This is a genomic window from Alteriqipengyuania triglochinis, from assembly GCF_054655655.1.
Window position 1 is genome coordinate 448,669 of sequence record NZ_BAAHNC010000001.1, and the last position, 19,604, is coordinate 468,272.

General features: G+C 66.3%; 14 protein-coding genes and 1 tRNA gene. 8 read left to right on the plus strand and 7 right to left on the minus strand.

Annotation, left to right across the window (positions count from 1 at the left end):
* Positions 1 to 87: 87 nt before the first annotated feature.
* Positions 88 to 1,053: a thymidylate synthase gene (gene thyA, locus ACYQ0L_RS02285; RefSeq protein WP_459787308.1), complete on the minus strand. Its 966-nt coding sequence runs from the start codon at positions 1,051 to 1,053 to the stop codon at positions 88 to 90.
* Between the two features lie 97 nt (positions 1,054 to 1,150).
* Between thyA and ACYQ0L_RS02290 the strand changes: the two genes are divergently transcribed.
* Positions 1,151 to 1,227, plus strand: a tRNA-Pro gene (locus tag ACYQ0L_RS02290).
* Positions 1,228 to 1,426: 199 nt separating this feature from the next.
* Here the strand turns inward: ACYQ0L_RS02290 and ACYQ0L_RS02295 are convergent.
* On the minus strand, positions 1,427 to 2,470 hold the full coding sequence (locus tag ACYQ0L_RS02295; protein ID WP_459788016.1) for a fatty acid desaturase family protein: 1,044 nt from the start codon (positions 2,468 to 2,470) through the stop codon (positions 1,427 to 1,429).
* A 44-nt stretch (positions 2,471 to 2,514) separates the two neighbouring features.
* Positions 2,515 to 3,687 (minus strand): 5-demethoxyubiquinol-8 5-hydroxylase UbiM, encoded by a 1,173-nt coding sequence (gene ubiM, locus ACYQ0L_RS02300; RefSeq protein WP_459787309.1) that lies wholly within the window; start codon positions 3,685 to 3,687, stop codon positions 2,515 to 2,517.
* A gap of 205 nt (positions 3,688 to 3,892) precedes the next feature.
* Between ubiM and ACYQ0L_RS02305 the strand changes: the two genes are divergently transcribed.
* The 3 genes from ACYQ0L_RS02305 to ACYQ0L_RS02315 all read left to right on the plus strand — a co-directional run bounded on the left by ACYQ0L_RS02305 (position 3,893) and on the right by ACYQ0L_RS02315 (position 6,975).
* Positions 3,893 to 5,398 carry a helicase HerA domain-containing protein gene (locus ACYQ0L_RS02305; protein WP_459787310.1) on the plus strand — a complete coding sequence of 502 codons (1,506 nt, stop codon included), beginning with the start codon at positions 3,893 to 3,895 and terminating at the stop codon, positions 5,396 to 5,398.
* A 70-nt stretch (positions 5,399 to 5,468) separates the two neighbouring features.
* Complete coding sequence (locus ACYQ0L_RS02310) at positions 5,469 to 5,624, plus strand: YqaE/Pmp3 family membrane protein (protein WP_459787311.1); 156 nt, start codon at positions 5,469 to 5,471, stop codon at positions 5,622 to 5,624.
* 10 nt (positions 5,625 to 5,634) lie between these two features.
* Positions 5,635 to 6,975, plus strand: a complete 1,341-nt coding sequence (locus ACYQ0L_RS02315) for an ABC1 kinase family protein (RefSeq protein ID WP_459787312.1) — start codon at positions 5,635 to 5,637, stop codon at positions 6,973 to 6,975.
* Positions 6,976 to 7,095: 120 nt separating this feature from the next.
* On the opposite strand, the gene ACYQ0L_RS02320 is transcribed toward ACYQ0L_RS02315, so the two are convergent.
* Positions 7,096 to 8,847: a DUF885 domain-containing protein gene (locus ACYQ0L_RS02320; protein WP_459787313.1), complete on the minus strand. Its 1,752-nt coding sequence runs from the start codon at positions 8,845 to 8,847 to the stop codon at positions 7,096 to 7,098.
* Between the two features lie 71 nt (positions 8,848 to 8,918).
* Here ACYQ0L_RS02320 and ACYQ0L_RS02325 point away from each other — a divergent pair, with 71 nt between their 5' ends.
* Positions 8,919 to 9,389 carry a low molecular weight protein-tyrosine-phosphatase gene (locus ACYQ0L_RS02325; RefSeq protein WP_459787314.1) on the plus strand — a complete coding sequence of 157 codons (471 nt, stop codon included), beginning with the start codon at positions 8,919 to 8,921 and terminating at the stop codon, positions 9,387 to 9,389.
* A 401-nt stretch (positions 9,390 to 9,790) separates the two neighbouring features.
* Here ACYQ0L_RS02325 and recG read toward each other — a convergent pair whose 3' ends face one another.
* Entirely contained in the window at positions 9,791 to 11,851 is a 2,061-nt protein-coding gene (recG, locus tag ACYQ0L_RS02330) for an ATP-dependent DNA helicase RecG (RefSeq protein WP_459787315.1), read from the minus strand.
* A 151-nt stretch (positions 11,852 to 12,002) separates the two neighbouring features.
* Here recG and ACYQ0L_RS02335 point away from each other — a divergent pair, with 151 nt between their 5' ends.
* Both ACYQ0L_RS02335 and mfd read left to right on the plus strand, forming a co-directional pair.
* Entirely contained in the window at positions 12,003 to 12,278 is a 276-nt protein-coding gene (locus ACYQ0L_RS02335) for a succinate dehydrogenase assembly factor 2 (RefSeq protein ID WP_459787316.1), read from the plus strand.
* A gap of 155 nt (positions 12,279 to 12,433) precedes the next feature.
* Positions 12,434 to 15,952 (plus strand): transcription-repair coupling factor, encoded by a 3,519-nt coding sequence (gene mfd, locus ACYQ0L_RS02340; protein ID WP_459787317.1) that lies wholly within the window; start codon positions 12,434 to 12,436, stop codon positions 15,950 to 15,952.
* Here the strand turns inward: mfd and ACYQ0L_RS02345 are convergent.
* Positions 15,949 to 16,635 carry an alpha/beta hydrolase family protein gene (locus ACYQ0L_RS02345; RefSeq protein ID WP_459787318.1) on the minus strand — a complete coding sequence of 229 codons (687 nt, stop codon included), beginning with the start codon at positions 16,633 to 16,635 and terminating at the stop codon, positions 15,949 to 15,951. The genes mfd and ACYQ0L_RS02345 overlap by 4 nt on opposite strands.
* Complete coding sequence (locus tag ACYQ0L_RS02350; RefSeq protein ID WP_459787319.1) at positions 16,581 to 17,006, minus strand: alpha/beta hydrolase family protein; 426 nt, start codon at positions 17,004 to 17,006, stop codon at positions 16,581 to 16,583. The genes ACYQ0L_RS02345 and ACYQ0L_RS02350 overlap by 55 nt, the downstream gene beginning before the upstream one ends.
* A gap of 146 nt (positions 17,007 to 17,152) precedes the next feature.
* Between ACYQ0L_RS02350 and ACYQ0L_RS02355 the strand changes: the two genes are divergently transcribed.
* A complete protein-coding gene (locus ACYQ0L_RS02355; protein WP_459787320.1) occupies positions 17,153 to 19,585 on the plus strand; it encodes a S9 family peptidase in 2,433 nt (810 codons plus the stop codon).
* Positions 19,586 to 19,604 lie beyond the last annotated feature (19 nt).

Here is a 19,604-nt window from a genome sequence, read left to right on the forward strand (position 1 = left end):
CTCCCGGCATCTCGCCATGCGAGACGCATTCTTTCATTCCAGCGACCGTTTATTGCGCGTGACCTTTTCGGTCAAGCGATGCCACGGTTACACCGCCACCGGTGCCTTGATCGGCGGATGCGGGTCGTAACCGCTGACCGAGAAATCCTCGATCGTGTAGTCGAAGATGCTCGGCGGACGCCTTGTGATCTCAAGCCGCGGGACCCCGCACGGTTCCCGTTCGAGCTGCTCTTCGATCAGGTGCGCGTGGTTGAGGTAGAGGTGCGTATCGCCCCCCATCCAGACCAGTTCGCCAGGCTCCAGATCGACCTGCTGTGCGATCATGCGGGTGAGCAACGCCGCCCCGAACAGGTTGAACGGCAGGCCGAGCGCAACGTCGCAGCTACGCTGGTAGAGCACGCAGTCGAGCTTGCTGCCCTTCCCGCTCACGTGGAACTGATAGGTCTTGTGGCACGGCGGCAGCGCCATCCGGTCCAACTCGGCCACGTTCCATCCTTCGATGATGTGGCGGCGGCTGCCCGGATTGGTCCGCAGGCTCTCGATCACCTGGCTGACCTGGTCGATCCCCTCGCCCTTCTCGTACAGCCCGTCGGGGCGGTAGCGGTAGGTCGGCCAGTCGACCCACTGCTTGCCGTAGACCGGGCCGAGATCGCCCCAGCGCGCCGCGAATCCTTCGTCCTGTGCGATTCGTTCGACGAAATCCTCCAGCGACAGCACCTCACCCGTCTCGCGCAGGTAGCGTGCGTGCGGCCATTCGTTCCAGATCTTCACCCCCTGCAGCACCAGCGGGCGGATATTGGTCTCGCCTGTGAGGAACCACAGCATCTCGCGCGCGGCGGTCTTCCAGTACACGCGCTTGGTCGTCAGCAGGGGAATCGCATTCTTGGCCAGACTGAAGCGCAGTTGCGTGCCGAAAACGGCCCTTGTGCCGACTCCGGTGCGGTCGACCCGTTCGTCCCCGTCGCGCCAGATGCGCGCCATAAGGTCGAGATAGTGCTGTTCGTAATGCGATTCGGACACGGAAAACTGCTCTTTCAGCTGCTGTGCACGCATTAGGGCAATTTCTGCACGAATGTCCGCTTGCGTGTGCGGTGATCCACACCTATAGGGCCGCCTCTGCCTCGCGGGGTCCGCCCCGCAAGCATCCGGTCGGGGAGTAGCTCAGCCTGGTAGAGCACTGTCTTCGGGAGGCAGGGGCCGGAGGTTCGAATCCTCTCTCCCCGACCAATTACACCGCGCCACGGCGCGTTGGGCACAGGCCCGGCCAAGCGGTTATTGCGCCGCCAGTCTGCGACAAAGCTTCATTCTGCGATAGGCGGATCGCCCTCTGCAGCGTGTGTCTGCGCGCCGGCGTGCGCCAACGCACGCTAGCTACTTGCTACGGCGGACAGCCAGTCCCTCTTTATGTTTTAGGGCCGAGCAGAGCCTAGTGACGGCGCATCGTTGCGTTCCCTAGCCGCTTCAGCAGCGTGGAGAGCGACGAATAGTTCGCGTCTCGGTAGGCGGAGCTCACGGGCAGAGCGGCGGCAAGGCGGCGATGAGCCTCGGGAAGCGAATGATACGGCAATCGCGGCACAAGATGATGGAGCGCGTGGAAGCGCAGCCCCACAGGCGCCCATAGCGCCCCGGGGAAAGCGGCCGGGACATTGGTGCTGTCGCGATACTGATCTGTGAGCGACAGCTGCGCACCGTCGTTCTCCCACAAATGCGCGACCAGGGTGCGCGTCTGGTTCAACACCGCAACGCCGGCGACGATCGCGCAGTACAGGACGAAAGCCCGCAGCGGCACCAGGCCGGTTACGGTGCTTGCGAGGATGGCGATGGCCGCGATGCTGGCTGCCGCCTCCTGCAGATGCCAGCGGCGGGCGAACGCGCCCTCCGGCTCGGGACGGCGATAGGCCGGGTTCACCTCGAGCGCGGAGAACCGCTCGACCAGCCCACGACGCAGCGGCGGGATGAACCACGAGAGAGGGCCCAGAATGCCGAAGCGCAGCAGCAGCAGGAACGGCATTGCCAAGGCCGCCAGCGTGAACAGCGGCAGCGTCCACGGGCGCATGTGCGCAAGTGGGAGATATTCGGGATCGCGCCGTGTCCCGTAATGTCTGCGTGAATGGTGAACCGCGTGAATCCCTTCATAGAGGAACGATGGCAGCAGCAGCGGCGCGCCGATCGCAATGTTCCAGGCGGTGCGGAAGCCGGGCAGCAGGCGATGGTCGAGATGGGTGATCTCGTGGATGAACAGCACCGCCCGGTAGAGCGTGAGGATCGATAGCACGCCCAACGCAGCCGCGAGCGCGCCACTATCGCTCACGATTGCGCCAACCAGCGCGGCATAGCCGACCGTCGCCGAACCGAAGCAATCGGTCCAGTACCGCACGGGATTGGGCCGATGAAGGTTGCGCGTCAGCAGCGCTGCCTGACGCAGCATCTCCTTGTCCTCGGCTCGGGTGGGGGTCGATTGCGGCGGCATTGGTCTGTGCTCTTTATAGGAAGCGATGCGCACGCTCGCCACGATCAGTGGCGCAGCAGCATCCGGGTAATGGCGGTGTTGACGGGCACAAGATGCGCGGCTGCGCCCAGCGCGGCATGGCGCGCCAAGCGGGCGCTGCGGTCCTCAGCCGTATACAGACGCACGAGCAGGTTCGTGCCGCTGTAGAGCGGCCGGGTAGCAAGCCGGTGGCGCGCTTCGTAACGGCGCAGCAGCAGTGGCGAGGCGATCGACCGGCGCTTTTCGGCAGCGTTGCGCACAAGTCCGGCGAGGGTCGCCCCCGATTGCAGGCCAAGGTTGAAGCCGTGCGCGGTGACCGGATGCATCCCCACCGCCGCATCGCCGATCAACGCTGCGCTGTCGCTAGAGAAATGGCGGGCATAGGTGGTGGCGAGCGGATAGACATGCGGGCCGGAGACGTGGCGCATCGCGCCCAGACGCCCGTCGAAGCGCTGCTCGATCTCGGCGGCGAGCACCTCGGGCGGATAGGCCGCGATCCGCTCGATCGCGGCGCTCGGCGAGGTAAGGACGGCGGAGGACTGATACTCGCCCAGCGGAAGCATCGCGATCGTGTGGCCGTAATCGAACCATTCGGTCGCGATGCCGTGATTGGGCCCGTCGTGCGCCACCCGCGTGACCATCATCGAACGGCCGAGCCGGTTCACCTCCGCCGCTATGCCGAGCTGGTCCCGGATGGCCGAGAACCGCGAATCGGCTGCGACGAGCAGCTTGGCCGTAATGGTGCGGCCATCGGCGAGCATCACGCGCGCACCCGCCCGGTCGGCCTGGACATGTTCGACCCCCGTGCCGGCAAGCAGTGTCACACCCCCCTGCCCTTCCAGCGCGGCGAACAGGCTCTGCCGGATGAGGTGGTTCGATACGAGGCAGCCGAGGCGGTCTTCCCGCGCGCCGTCCGGATCGAAGCCAAGCACCAGTGCCGAACGGCCATTATAGACCCGCGCGCCGCGCAGGGCGAAGATGTGATTGTCGTCGATCCGGTGCCACGCACCCAACCGCCTCAGCGTGTCGACCGAGCGGTGGGTGAGCGCGATTTCCCGCCCGTCGACCGGCGGCGCGGCCAACACCGCCTCGGGCTGCCGTTCGACCAGCGCGATGCGAAGTCCGCATCCGTCGAGCGCGCGAACAAAGGCGAGGCCGCTTGGGCCCGCCCCGACCACGATAATATCGAATTCTGGCATCGCCTGTCCTGCCGCTGTCGGTTGGACGCGCGGGTTAGACACGGCATGCGGAGCGATCATTGCGATGGATCAAATCGGCGCGCCCGGCGCGCCGGTGAATCCTGGCGCCCGCATCAGGCTTAACCCGGGCTGCCGAGCACCGAAAACGGGATAACTACCCGACTCGCCTTTGCGCACCGCCGCTTGCCACCTATTCGCTGGGAGCATGAGGTCGCAGATCGAAATGGGCACGGATTCGTCCGGGCAAGGCGTGTCCGTCGATATCGCGGAGCTTCTTGCGACGCGGCTGCTCGTGCAGGGCAATTCGGGATCGGGCAAGTCGCACCTGCTGCGCCGCCTGCTCGAACAGACTGCCGGCCTCGTGCAGCAGGTGGTGATCGACCCTGAGGGTGACTTCACCAGCCTGGCGGACGAATTCGACCATATCGTAATCGACGGGGCGGCCCATTCGGTGCGCGAGATAGAGGCGCTGGCCGGGCGCGTGCGCCAGCACCGCGTCTCGGTCGTTCTGGCGCTCGACGAACTGGAGGTGGAGCAGCAGATCCGCTGCGCCGCGCTGTTCCTGGCTGCGCTATTCGATGCCCCGCGCGAGCATTGGTATCCCGCCCTCGTGGTGGTGGACGAGGCGCAGATGTTTGCGCCCGCCGCTGCAGGCGAGCTGGCCGAGGATACGCGCCGCATGACGCTGTCTGCCATGACCAATCTGATGTGCCGGGGCCGCAAGCGTGGGCTCGCCGGGATCGTCGCCACGCAGCGGCTCGCCAAGCTGGCCAAGAACGTCGCCGCCGAAGCCTCGAACTTCCTGATGGGGCGCACCTTCCTCGACATCGACATGCAGCGCGCGGCCGACCTGCTGGGCATGGACCGCAAACAGGCCGAGCGTATCCGCGATCTGCAGCGTGGCCATTTCCTCGGCCTGGGCCCCGCGATCAGCCGCCGTCCCGTCGCGGTCCATATCGGCACCGTGCGAACCGGCGGGAAGAACGCTGCCGAAGGACTGATGCCGCTGCCGGAAGCAAAGGGCGAGGAACTGGAGGCGCTGCTCCATTCCGAACTGGCGGAGGAAGTCGCCAAGCCCGCTCCGCCGCCCGCGCCCGCGCCGGCCCCGCGCGCACCCGAAATCGAGCAGGCGATTTCCGAGCGTGCCGCAGCGAATGCGGCGGGTGGCAGGGGCCCGCAGGACGGGGAGACGGGCGAGGCCCCGGCCGACGAGATGCAAGCAGCGAACGCGCAGGATAACGAGGAAGCTCTCGCGCAGATCATTGCCAAACTCGCGGCCGAGGACGGCGCGACCTTCCAGTCCTCCGCATCGCTGTTCCGCGATTTCGCGCTCCGCTGCCGCCAGCAGGGCGTGCCCAGCGCGCATGTCGACATGCTGTACTTCCGTCGCCTGTTCGCCTTTGCGAGCGCGGGCCTGCACCAGTTGCGGCCCGAACTGCGCGCGGTGATCGAACGCCTGGCGAACAATGTGCCCGAAGATGTGCTCGCCCCCTATCTCGCAATAGCGGTCGCCGCCGCGCAGGGCCGCACCTCGCCCGACGAAGACGAACTGGCGCGCGTCTACGGCAGTTCCTCCCCAAGCCGCATCCGGCGCCTGCTGGAACATCTGGAGCGACAGGGGCTGATCGTGGTGCGCGAGGAATTCGGCGGCGGGCGCACGGTCATCGTTGTCGGGCTCGACGAACCGGAGGGTGCAGCGGGCGGTTCCTGATGCGAATAGTTCGCATGGGCGGAACAGTGAGGGGGCGGTTTGGTTGATGAGGCAAAGGAGAACTACCTAAATGCCTATTATCATCCTCATCGCCACGATTCTTCTACCCCCGCTCGGCGTCGCGCTGAAGCATGGCCTGGGCACGCAATTCCTCATCAGCCTGGTCCTGACGCTGATCTTCTACATCCCCGGCCTGATCTATTCGCTCTACGTGAACTACGCCTAAGGCTGGCGACATGGCGCGGGAGGATGACGACAAGGGACGGCATCGCGCCGTCCCCTCTTCCCGCTTCGGGCGCCTGAGCGGCTTCGGACGGCTCGCCGGTGGCGTCGCGGGCGGGATGCTGGTCGAAGGCGCGCGCCGCGTCGCCTCGGGCGAGCGGGTGCGGATGAACGACCTCGTCCTCACTCCCGGCAATATCGGCCGCCTGACCGAACGATTGTCCCACCTGCGCGGCGCGGCGATGAAGATGGGCCAGATGCTCTCGATGGACGCGGGCGATGCCCTGCCGCCCGAGCTGTCCGAAATCCTCGCCAAGCTGCGCGACAATGCCGATTTCATGCCCCCGCGCCAGCTCGACCGGGTGCTGGCCGAGGAATGGGGAAGCGACTGGCGCACCAATTTCCGTCGCTTCGAACCACGACCGATCGCCGCCGCAAGCATCGGCCAAGTTCACCGCGCGCTGACCCGCGACGGGCGCACGCTGGCGATCAAGGTGCAATATCCCGGCGTCGCGCAGAGCATCGATTCCGATGTCGATAACGTCGCGACGCTGCTGCGCGTCACCGGTCTTCTTCCCAAGGAACTCGACATCGCTCCCCTGCTGGCGGCAGCGAAGGAGCAGTTGCACGAGGAAGCCGACTACCGCCGGGAAGGCCGCATGATGCAGCGCTACGGCGAACTTCTCGCCGGGCACGAGGCGTTCGTGGTGCCGACACTCGACAAAGAGCTGACCCGCGATCGCATCCTTGCGATGTCGTACGAAGAAGGCCGCCCGGTCGAAAACCTGCGCGACCAGCCGCAGGAAGTGCGCGACAGCGTGTTCGCGGAACTGATCGAACTGGTCGCGCGCGAACTGTTCGAATGGGGCCTGATGCAGACCGACCCCAATTTCGCGAACTACCGCTATCGCGAGGCCGACCGGAAGATTGTGCTGCTCGATTTCGGAGCGACGCGCGAGGTCGATCCCGATGTGCAGCAATCCTACCGCAACCTGCTGAAAGCCGGGCTCGACCGGGACCATGCGGGCGTGCGCCAAGGTGCGATCGACGCCGAGTTCATGTCACCCGCCGTGATCGAAAAGCATGGCGAAGCCATCGACCGGATGATCGCGATTATCCTCGGCGAAATGGCCAAGGATGCCCCCTTCGACTTCGGCGACCGGGGCTTCGTGCCAGCGTTGCGCGACGAGGGCATGGCCATCGCGCAGGACAAGGCCATCTGGCACATCCCGCCCGCCGAGACCTTGTTCGTCCAGCGCAAGGTCAGCGGCACGGCGCTGCTCGGCGCGCGGATCGGCGCGGTGGTCAATATTCACGCCATCGTGCGCGATGTGCTGGCGCGGACGGAAGTCTAAACCAAGGCAGAATTCCGCTAACCGTCTCCGTTCGTGCTGAGCTTGTCGAAGCGCGAACAGGCACTCCGCTCACCACTCGCCCTTCGACAAGCTCAGGACGAGCGGACTTCCGAGAGTTCGCTAGGAAGCCTGCTCCGCGATCCAGCGGTCGATGTGCTCTTCCAGCACATCCAGCGGCACCGCCCCGTTCTCCAGCACCGCATCGTGGAACGCGCGCAGGTCGAACCGGTCGCCCAGTGCCTCTTCCGCACGCCCGCGCAGTTCTCGGATCTTCAGCTCGCCGATCTTGTAGGCGAGCGCCTGGCCCGGCCAGGTGATGTAGCGGTTGACCTCGGCGTCGATATTGGCCGCCGAAAGCGCGGTGTTGTCCGTCATGAAATCGACCGCCTGCTGCTTGGTCCAACCCTTCGAATGCAGGCCGGTGTCGACCACCAGCCGCGCCGCGCGCCACATCTCGTAGCTCAGGCGTCCCATCTGCTTGGCGGGCGTATCGTAGAGCCCCATCTCGATCCCGAGGCGCTCGGAGTAGAGCCCCCACCCCTCGACGAAGGCCGTGAAGAAAGTGCCGTTGCGGCGTAGCGGGTGCAGGTCGAGTTCCTGCTGCAACGCGATCTGGAGGTGGTGCCCCGGCACCGCCTCGTGCACGCCGAGCGCGGGGAGTTCCCACAAGGGCCGCTGGTCGAGCTCGGTCAGATTGACGCGGTAGATGCCCGCCTGCCCCGTCTGCAGGGAACCGGGTTCGTAATAGGCGGTGGTGTTGCCCGGAGCCTGCGCCGCCGGGATCGGCAGCACGGTATAGGGCAGGCGCGGGAGCGTGCCGAACAGCTTGGGCAGCCAGCCGTCGATTTCCTTGGCGAGCGCGGCGGCGTAGCGCTGGTACGCGCCCGCATCGGTCATGTAATATTGCGGGTCGGTACGCAGGTGTTCGATGAAGGCCTCACGGGTGTCGAAGCCAGCCTCGGCGGCGACTTCTTCCATCTCGGACCGGATACGCGCTACTTCGGACAAGCCCAGCTGGTGGATCTGGTGCGGCGTCATGTCGGTGGTAGTGAAGCTGCGCACGCGGTAGGCGTAGTAGTCATCGCCATTGGCGGTTTCGGCGACACCGGGCAGGCCGGCGCGGCATTTTGGCACGTATTCCTCGGTATAGAAGCTGAGGAAGTCTTCGTAGGCGGGGAACACCACATCGGTCAGCGCCGCCCGAGCGCGCGCCTGCAAGGCTGCCCAGTCGCTTTCCGAAATGGTCGAGGGGCGTTTTTCGAAGGGGCGCCAGAATGCCGATTCTTCGGGGCTGTCCGCCATCTGGCCGGTAATCTGGTCCTCGACGCCTTCCATCGGCCCGCATGCCTGCGTCAGCCCGCGCGCCACCGCCTCGCTGCTGCGGGCGATCCCGGCAGCATTCTGCGCTCCATACGCTTCGAGCCGCGAAACGTAGCTTTCGTAGTCGGCCTTGGTGAAGAACGGTGAGCCGTAAGGCAGCGATGCGATCCAGCTGAACCAGCCGCCGCGATTGGTGAACAGGACGTAGCGGGTCTGATCGAACTGCGAACCCTCGATCCCGTCTTCAAGCGAGCTTTTGAGGATCGCATAGTCCACCCGCAGATCCTCGGGCAGCGCGCTTTCGTCGATGGCATTCAGCCGCGCGAGGAAGGCGCGGTCTTCGGCGACGTTGCGATCATAGGCGGCCATGCTCAGGTCGCCCAACTGCCCGTCCCCGCGCCGATCGCCCACCGAGGTGGCGAGCGTGGGATTGTCGTCGAGCATGTCCTGCCAGACGTCCTCGCGCAGCTCGGTGTAATCCTCCACCGGTCCGGCCGTCAGCGGGCTGGCGATGGTAAGGGCGAGTGCGGTGGCGGCAAGCAGGTGCTTCATGGTGACTGGGTTCCCCTTGTTTGCGGTAATCCCTATTGCGCGCATCATTGTGCGTCCAGTACGCCGACGGAATGCAAAAACCCGCGATCCTGTTCGTCTGCCTCGGCAATATCTGCCGTTCTCCCCTTGCCGAAGCTGCGTTTCGCGACGCTGCGGAGAAGGCAGGACTGGACGCCGAGGCCGACAGTGCCGGCACGGCGGACTATCACGTCGGCAGCCCGCCCGACCCGCGCAGCGTTGACGAAGCGGCAAAGCACGGGATCGACATCTCGGGCTATGCGGGCCGCCAGCTTGCGGTCGAGGATTTCGAGCGCTTCACGCATATCTTCGCGATGGATCACCAGAACCTGCGCAATATCGAAGCGCTGCGGCCCGAGGGATCGCGCGCGCATGTCTCACTGCTGATGGACCTCGTGCCGGGGCGCGAGGGCGCGGCGATCGCGGACCCGTACCATGACGGCGAGGAGCAGTTCGAGGCGACTTGGGAAGATGTCGACGCGGCGGCGGGGGCGCTGGTGGAGCGGTTGTCGGTGCCGAACTGAACTCCTGCCCCTTGAGGGGGAGGTTGGGTGGGGGTGTGCGAGGACCGATGGCTTGGAGCCCCCACCCCCGACCCCTCCCCCAAGGGAGGGGAGTGACACGATAGAGGTGACAGAGGGTGACACGTGTCACCCAGGTGTCACCCTCAGAAAATCATTACCTCTCATCGGGTTAGGCGACGCCGAGTAACACTTTTCGCTTTTGGGCCGCGAAATTCTGCGTGCGTGCGCGAGGTGGACGACAATGCGAAAGAGCTGCCGCCACCCTAGCCTGTGCGGGTGAAGTAGGAAAATCCTCGCTGAGGTACGAGACTATATGCTCCTCCCCCTTGAGGGGGAGGCTGGGTGGGGGTGTGCCGAGGCCGATGGGGAAGAACCCCTCCCCAAAGGGAGGGGAGTTTTTCTCACCCACCCCGCAGCGTGCGCACGCCCATGTCGCGCTCCATCAGGTAGAGCAGGATGCGCGCGGCCTCGCCGCGTTCGCCTTCCAGCCCGGCGTCGCGATCCATCAGCAGTTTCGCATCGGCAGTCGCGGGGTCGAGAAAGCGCTGCATCTGTTCCAGCGTCGCGATCCGGAACGGCGTGTCGCCCGACTGCCGCGTGCCGAGCAGTTCGCCCCCGCCGCGCAGCTCCAGATCTTCCTCGGCAATGCGGAACCCGTCCTGCGTCTCGCGCATCAGCGCGAGGCGGCGCTGGCCGGTCTCGGACAGCTGGTTACCGCGCAGCAGCAAGCAGACCGATTTCTCGCTCCCCCGCCCCACGCGCCCGCGCAGCTGGTGGAGCTGGGCGAGGCCGAAGCTTTCCGCCTGTTCGATCACGATCAGGGTCGAGGCGGGCACATCGACACCGACCTCGATCACGGTGGTCGCGACCAGCAGTTTCGCCTGCCCGCTGGCGAAGCGCGCCATTGCGGCGTCCTTCACCTCGGGGTCCAACTGCCCGTGGACCATCACCACGGCATCGTCGAAGCGCGCCTTGAGCGCAGCGTAGCGCTGCTCGGCGGCGGCCTTCTCCATGTCCTCTTCATCGCGGACCATCGGGCACACCCAGTATGCCTGCTGCCCGCTCGCGAGATGCCGCCCGACCGCCTCGACCACTTCGGGCAGGCGATCCATCCCGACCACACGGGTATCGATCGCCTGCCTGCCGGGCGGCAATTCGTCGAGCCGGCTGACCTCCATCTCGCCATAGTTGGCAAGCGTCAGCGTGCGCGGGATCGGGGTGGCGGTCATCGAAAGCGTGTGCGGCGGGCGCTTGCCCTTCCCCGCCATCTGGAGCCGCTGTGACACACCGAAGCGGTGCTGTTCGTCCACCACCACCAGCCCGAGGTCGCGGTACTGCACCGCCTCCTGGAAGATCGCGTGCGTGCCGACGACGATCTGGATGCTGCCATCCATCAGCCCCATCAGGATGCTCTCGCGCGCCCGGCCCTTGTCGCGGCCTGTCAGCAGCGCGACCTCGACCCCGGTGGGTCGCGCCATCTCGCGCAGCGTCTCGAAATGCTGGCGGGCGAGGATTTCGGTCGGCGCCAGCAACGCCGCCTGCGCGCCTGCCTCCACCGCCACCAACATTGCGTGCAGCGCCACCACGGTCTTCCCCGCGCCGACATCGCCTTGCAGCAGGCGCAGCATCGGCGCGTCCTGCGCGAGGTCGCCTTCGATCTCGCGGATCGAACGCTCCTGCGCTCCGGTCAGCGGGAACGGCAGTTGCAGCTTGTCGCGCAGGCTCCCGTCGCCTGCCAGCGGACGGCCACGCTTGCGGCGGTTATCCGCGCGCACCAGTTGCAGCGCGAGCGCATTGGCCAGCAACTCGTCGTAGGCGAGCCGGTCCTTCGCGGTCTCGTCGTCGCGCGCGTGCACGCTGCGCAGCGCGTCGGCCCAGGCGGGCCATTTCTGCTGCGCGAACATGCCCGGCTCGATCCATTCGGGCACCACTGGCAGCCGCTCGAGCGCCTGCGCCGCGAGGCTCGCCATGCGCGGCTGGGTGAGGCCTTCGGCCAGCGGGTAGATCGGTTCGCGCATTGGGCCGAGCGCGGCGTCCTCCATCGTCAGCACATGGTCCGGATGGACCATCTGGAGCATGTCGCCATAGCGTTCCAGCTTGCCCGCCACGCGGCGCTTCTCGCCCACCGGCAGCTGCTTTTTCGCGGTGTAGCTCGACCTTCCGAAATAGGTCAGCGCCAGCATGTTGCCCGCGCTGTCGGTCGCGAGGATCTTGTACGGCGCGCGCCGCGATGCACCTGCGCGGTGCTCCGTCACGGTCAGCGCGACGATGATCTGCTCGCCCTCGCCCGCCTCGTCCAGATTGTCGACCGGGCGGCGCGTCACGAAGCGGTCGGGCCAGTGATAGGCGAGGTCGCGCACCCGCGTGCAGCGCAGTTTTTCGAGCGGCTTCTTCAGCTTGGGGCCGACCCCGTCGAGCGTGTCGACCTCGGCAAACAGGGGATTGAGGATTTCGGGGCGCATGCGTGTCCTCTACCCCAGCGAAAAACCCCTCGTCACCCCCGCGCAGGCGGGGGTCCAGATAACCTGTCGATATTGCTACCCCGGCCAACGTCATCTGGATCCCTGCCTGCGCAGGGATGACGAATGAAGGCGTAGGGGTTAAAGGGCGCTCATGACCTCCCCCACCTTCGAAGCCCGCCTCGCCCGCGCGAAATTCCGCAGCTGGCACCGCGGCACGCGCGAAGCCGATTACATGATCGGCGGCTATTTCGATCGCTACCACGCCGACTGGGCCGAGGAAGACCTCGTCTGGTTCGAAAGACTGCTCGATTACGACGATGTCGACATCATGGCCTGGGCGCTCAAGACGCAGCCCGTGCCGGAGGAAATGCAGGGCAAGCGGATCGTCATCATGCAGAAGCTCGATTACGTCGATATTCCGCGATAGGGACATCCCGCGCTAGCGCGCGCCCGTTAAGGCTGGCGCATGCCCCACCGGGCCGCTAGTCGACAACCCAGACACAACCCACCCCCTTCTCGGCCGAGCAGGGGGTTCTTTTCGTTTGCGCGGAAACCGCGCGGCCCGGACCGGATTAGACCATAATGCCCGACCTTTCCCGCATCCTTTCCGCGCAGCAGCCGCTCACCTTTGCGCAGCTGGCGCGCGGGGCCCAGCCGCTCGTCATGTCCGACCTCGCCCGCGCGGCGCAGAAGAAGAATGGCGCCCGCCGCGCCGTGTTCATCGCGCCCGACGATACCGCGATGCGCGCCGTCGCCGATGCCGCACGCTATTTCGCGCCCGAACTCTCGGTCATCGAATTCCCCGCGTGGGACTGCCTGCCCTATGACCGCGCGAGCCCCGCGCTTTCGATCAGCACCCAGCGCCTCTCCGCCCTGCACCGCCTGCAGGCCGAGAAGGACGCCCCGCAACTGTTCGTCACCACCGCCAACGCGGTTCTGCAGCGCATGCTCACCCCGTTCCGCATCCGCGAGGCGGTGCGCGAGCTGAAGCCGGGCGTGCATATCGGCCACGAAAGCCTGACCCAGCTGCTGCAAAAGCAGGGCTACAGCCGCACCGACACGGTGATCGACGCGGGCGAATTCGCGGTGCGCGGGTCGATCTTCGACATCTTCCCTTCCGGCCTCGACCAGGGCCTGCGGCTCGACTTCTTCGGGGACGAGCTGGAAAGCCTGCGCCTGTTCGATCCATCGACCCAGCGTACCACCGGCACGCTCGATTCCTTCCTGCTGCTGCCCGCCAGCGAGGTGCTGCTGGAGGACGCGACGATCAAGCGCTTCCGCTCCGGCTATCGCGAGCGGTTCGGCGCCAATGCCACGCAGGACCCGCTCTACGAAGCGGTGAGCGAGGGGCGGCGGCAGGCAGGCATGGAGCATTGGCTGCCGCTGTTCGAGGAGAAGCTGGCAACGCTGTTCGACCATCTGGGCGATAGCGACCCCGTCGTGATCGACGTCGGCGCGCTGGCCGCGTTCGATGAGCGGATCGCCGACATCTCCGAATATCGCCGCACGCGCACCGAAACTGCCGGGCAGAAGGCGGGCAGCTACCGCCCGCTCGACCCGCAAGCGCTCTACCTGAGCGAAGACGAGATCGGCACCGTGCTCGACCAGCGGCCGGTCCACCGCGCAACCGGGTTCGACGAGCCCGAGAGCGAGACGGTCATCGATTTCGGCTTCCGCTCCGCGCGCGATTTCGCGCCCGAGCGTGCCCGCGGCGACAATGTGTACGAGGCCGCTGCCGAACACTTCAAGGCCATCGCCAAGGCTGGCAAGCGCCCGCTGCTGGCCGCCTATTCCAAGGGCAGCCGCCAGCGCATCGCCTCGATCCTCGGCGAGGCGGGCACCAGCGTCACGCTCGCCGATAGCTGGCAGGGAGCGCTCGGCAAGGCGGCCAAGGGCACTGCCACGGCGATGATCCTTCCGCTCGACAGCGGGTTCGCCACCGACGATATCGAGCTGGTCACGGAGCAGGACCTGCTGGGCGACCGGCTGGTCCGCCGACGCAAGAAGCGCAAGGATTCCGATGCCTTCCTGAGCGAGCTACAAGCGCTCTCGCGCGGTGACCTGGTGGTCCATACCGAGCACGGTATCGGCAAGTACCTCGGCCTCGAACCGATCACCGTCGGCAAGTCCAAGCACGACTGCGTGATGCTGGAGTACAAGGGCGGCGACAAGCTCTACATTCCGGTCGAGAACCTCGAAGTCCTCTCGCGCTACGGATCGTCCGAGGAAGCCGTGATGCTCGACCGGCTGGGCGGCGAGGCATGGCAGAAGCGCCGCGCCCAGCTGCGCGAACGAATCCGCGAAATCGCGAGCGAGCTGATGCGCACCGCGGCTGCCCGCGCGCTCAAGAAAGCGCCGGTGCTCGAAGCGGATGAAGCCAGCTACAACCAGTTCGTCGACCGTTTCCCGTGGGAGGAAACCGACGATCAGGAGCGCGCGATCGAGGACGTGCTGCGCGATCTGGAGAGCGGCAAGCCGATGGACAGGCTCGTCTGCGGCGATGTCGGCTTCGGCAAGACCGAGGTTGCCCTGCGCGCCGCTTTCGTCGCGGCGATGGGCGGCCAGCAGGTCGCGGTCGTGGCACCGACCACCCTGCTCGCCCGCCAGCATTTCCAGCATTTCAGCGAACGGTTTGCTGGCTTCCCGCTCAAGATCGGGCGCCTCAGCCGCCTCGTGCCGCCCAAGGAAGCGAGCGAAACGCGCGACGCGCTGGCCGACGGCACGATGGACATCGTGGTCGGCACGCACGCGATCCTCAGCAAGTCGACGAAGTTCAAGGACCTGGGCCTCGTTATCGTGGACGAGGAACAGCGTTTCGGCGTGACCCACAAGGAAAAGCTCAAGACGCTGCGCGCCGACGTCCACATGCTGACGCTCACCGCCACGCCGATCCCGCGCACGCTGCAGATGGCGATGACCGGCCTGCGCGAACTTTCCACTATCCAGACCCCGCCGGTCGATCGCCTCGCCGTGCGGACCTACGTGATGGAATGGGACGACATGGTCATCCGCGAAGCTCTGCTGCGCGAACACCATCGCGGCGGGCAGAGCTTCATCGTCGTGCCCCGGATCTCCGACATGGAGGCCCTCGAAGCGTGGCTGCACGAAAACGTGCCCGAGGTGAAAGTCGTCCCCGCACACGGCCAGATGAGCCCGAGCGAGGTCGAGGACCGGATGAGCGCCTATTACGAGAAGAAATACGACGTCCTGCTGTCGACCACGATCGTCGAAAGCGGGCTCGATATTTCCAGCGCCAATACGATCATCATCCACCGTGCAGACCGCTTCGGCCTCGCCCAGCTCTACCAGCTGCGCGGCCGCGTGGGCCGCGCGAAGCTGCGTGCCTATGCCTATCTGACCACGCCCGAGGATCAGGCCCTGTCCGAAGTCGCGGAGAAGCGGCTCAAGGTGCTGAGCGATCTCGACAGCCTGGGCGCGGGCTTCCAGCTGGCCAGCCACGATCTCGACATTCGCGGCGCGGGCAACCTGCTGGGCGACGAGCAGTCGGGCCATATCCGCGAAGTCGGCTTCGAACTTTATCAGTCGATGCTGGAGGATGCGATCCTCGCCGCCAAGGCGGGCGAGATGGGACTGGAGAAACCGGCCGAAGATTTCAGCCCGCAGATCACGGTCGATGCGCCGATCATGATTCCCGAGGAATACGTGCCAGACCTCGCCGTGCGCATGGCGCTCTACCGCCGTCTCAACCAGGCGAGCGACAAGGCCGAGATCGAAGGGCTGGCGGCCGAGATGATCGACCGTTTCGGCGAACTGCCTTCGGCCACACAGAACCTTGTCCGCCTGATCGAGATCAAGCATCAGGCCATCGCCGCCAACATCGCCAAGATCGATGTCGGCGCGCGCGGCACGCTGGTCACATTCCACCAGGACAACTTCCCCGATCCGGTGGGCTTGCTGGCTTATGTCGACAAGCGCGCCGAAGCGGTGAAGCTGCGGCCCGACATGAAGCTGGTGGTCAACCGCGCGTGGGGCGATCCGCAAAGCCGCCTCAACGGCCTGTTCCAGCTGACCAAGGGCTTGAGCGCGATCGCCCAAAGAGCAGGCAAGCGGGCGAAGAAAGGTGAAAAGGCCCCGGCCTAGCGCGCTTCTGGCTGGAGCCGCGCGACCAGCCACGCCGTGACGAGGTTGAGCACTTCAGGTGCCGAGACCGGCCAGCCCATATCGGGCCGGGCCTCGCCGTCGGGCGAGCGGATCAGCCAGTGGTCGACCCCGCCTATGGTGACGACGGCAGCATCGGGATTGGCGCGCAGCGCATCGACCGCGGGCTCCACGCTGGTGTCGGGGCGCACGATGAGATCGCGCGAGCCGTAGACCATCAGCACGGGCGCGCGCAGCCGCGACAGATTGTCGGACGGGTCGAGGGCATACATCTGCTGGATCTGCCGCGTGTCGATGCTGGCGAGCGTGGCCGGCGCGGCGACCCGGTCGAAGCCGACCTGCTCGAACGCTGCCACGGCAGCGGCGCGCAGCGCAGCGAGACTCGCCTCGTCGAGCCCGGCGATCCGTCCTTCCAGATATCTGCCAACCGCTTCCCCTGCCGCCCGCGCCTTCTCCGCATCCTTGCCGGAGGCCACCAGTGATGCGGCCAGCGAATCGCGGAACATTTGCCCACGCTTCCCCGCCGGACCAGCCAGCGACACGAAAGCGGCAAGGTCATTCCGATCGCGCAGAAACATCGGCGCGGCCGCCGCGCCTTCGCTGTGCCCCGTCACCGCGATCCGGGCCGGATCGACACGCGGGTTGGCGTGCAGATATTCGAACACCGCACGCCATCTTCCGCCGCTTCGGTCAGCAACGGCGCAAAGGTGCCGGCGGACGCGCCTGAACCGCGCTTGTCGTATTCGAACGTGGCAATGCCTTCGGCCAGCAACCGTTCGGACAACAGGTGGTAACCGCCGCGCGGATTGGGCCCGTCGCCTGACATCGAGATCACCAGCGGGAACGGCCCCTCGCCTCGCTCCTTCGGCAACCGCAATGTGCCAGCGATGACGACGCCGGGTGCGGAGGGTATGGCAAGCTCCACGATCTCGCCACTCGTGGGCACGTCCACACTGTCGAGCGCCATCTCCTGTGCCGAAGCCGGCGCGCCAAGCGCCAGGCTCGCCATCGTGAAGCAAATCAGAAATCGTTTCATCGTCGCCTGCCCTCGAACCACTCCGATCATGCCAGCACCGGTCCAGTGCCACCAGCTAAGAAAAACTCCGGCTCCGGCGACGGCCTGCCGCCTTGATCCGCGGTCGGGTTTGGGCGAAGCACTCGCACGAACGGAGGACTATCTTGATGCGATCGACCAAATTCGCGGCAAGCGCGCTTGCGCTTGCTATCGGCCTTGCCACGACTGCCGCGCCTGCGCTGGCGCAGGACGAGGGTTACCAGACGCCGCCGCAGGACGTGACGGACATCGTGACCCGCGCGCCCAGCCCGGGCGTGTCGGTTTCACCCGATAACGACCAGATGCTGCTGCTCCAGCGCGAGGCGCTGCCGCCGGTCGCGGAACTTGCCAAGCCGATGGAAAAGCTCGCCGGGCTGCGGCTCGATGCGGCGATCAACGATCGCTACGGCACGCGCGCGACCGTGGGCCTCACCCTGCAGGATATCGAGAGCGGCACCGTGCGGCAGGTGGCCCTGCCGGCCGAGGCGGACGTCGCGGATATCTCGTGGAAGCCCGACGGGTCGATGGTCGTCTTCACCAATACCCGCGCCGATGCGATGGACCTGCACGTGCTCGACACGCAGACCGCGACCGCGCGCAAGATCATGACCGGCGGGGTCAATCCGATCTTCCAGACGCCGCGCTGGATGCCCGACGGATCGCTGCTAATGCTGACCATTCCCGAAGGCCGCGGGACCCGGCCGGTCGAATCGCTCACCCCCGCAGGTCCGGCGATCCAGGACGCTTCCGGCGGGGCGGAGGCGCAGACCCGTACCTATCAGGACCTGCTCGAAAATCCGTATGACGAGGCGCTGTTCGAGTGGCTGACGACCAGCCAGCCGATGGTGATGAACGCCGACGGCACCGGCAAGCGCGCGATCGGCACGCCGCGGGTCTACACCAGCGTCACCCCCTCGCCCGATGGCGAATACCTGCTGATGGAATGGCTCGAAAAGCCGTTCTCCTACCAGGTGCCCTACTACCGCTTCCCGACGACCACCGCCGTCTTCACCAAGGACGGCCGGCTGGTCCAGACCATCGCCGAGCAACCGCTGGCCGACGCGCTGCCCGTGCAGGGTGTGGTGACCGGCCGGCGCAATATCCAGTGGCACCCGACCGAGGATGCGCTGCTGATCTGGGCCGAGGCGCAGGACGGCGGCGATCCGCGCGTCGAGAGCGACAACCGCGACAATCTCCTCGCGCTGGCCGCACCCTTCGAAGGCGAGGGACGCGTGTTTGCAAGGCTCGAGGATCGTGCCTCCGGCTCGGAGGGGATCGAGGGGACGGACGACATCATCGCCTATGACTACGACCGCGATACGCGCGAAGTGCGCCAGACGCTGGTCGACGTGACGGGCAGCAACCCGCCGCGCGTGCTCAACCTGCGCAATGTGCAGGATGCCTACAGCGACCCGGGCAGCCCGCTGGACACCTATACCGACCGCGGCTTCAAGGTGGCGCGCAATGTCGACGGGAAGCTGCTGCTGACCGGCGCCGGCGCGACGCCTGAGGGCTTGCGCCCGTTCCTTCGCCGCTTCGACCTGACCACGCTGGAAACCGAGGAGCTGTGGCGCAGTTCGGGCGAGCATCTGGAATCGGTGATCGACGTGCTGAGCGACGATGGCAGCGAATTCCTGACCGAGTACGAGAGCCCGACCAACCCCGGCAACATCAAGCTGTATGCGGACGGGCAGGACCGCTTCCTGACCGATTTCCCCGATCCCCATCCCGAACTGACCGGGATCAAGCGCGAACTGGTGACCTACACGCGGGCCGACGGAGTGGAGCTGACGGCTACCCTCTACCTGCCGCCCGACTACAAGGAGGGCGACAAGCTCCCGGTCGTCGTGTGGGCCTATCCGCGCGAATTCAACGACGCCGCCACCGCCAGCCAGAACCGCGATTCGCCATACCGCTTCACCCGCATCGGCGGTTATTCGCACCTGTTCTTCCTGACCCAGGGCTACGCCGTGCTCGACCGGGCGGCGATGCCGGTGATCGGCGACGATCCCGAAACGGTGAACGACAGCTTCATCGAACAGATCGTCTCCTCCGCCCAGGCAGCGGTCGATTTCACGGTCGAACGCGGCTTCGGTGACGGGGTGCGCGTGGGCGTTGGCGGGCACAGCTACGGCGCGTTCATGACCGCGCACCTGCTGGCGCAGAGCGACATCTTCAAGGCCGGGATCGCGCGATCGGGCGCGTATAACCGCACGCTGACGCCCTTCGGCTTCCAGTCCGAACGACGGATTTTCTGGGATACGCCTGACACCTACTACATGCTCAGCCCGTTCATGGCGGCGGACAAGATCAACGAGCCGATCCTGTTCATCCATGGCACGAACGACAGCAACTCGGGCACCTTCCCGCAGCAGTCCGAACGCATGTTCGCGGCGGTCAAGGGCACCGGTGGCACCGCACGACTGGTGATGCTCCCGCACGAGGACCACGGCTATCGCGGGCGCGAGTCGGTTCTCCACACGCTGCACGAGATGTTCGACTGGTTCGACACGCACGTGAAGAATGCCGAGGTGCCCGCAGCCCCCGCCGCAGCGGACTAGGTTCCGGCCGATTGCTGGC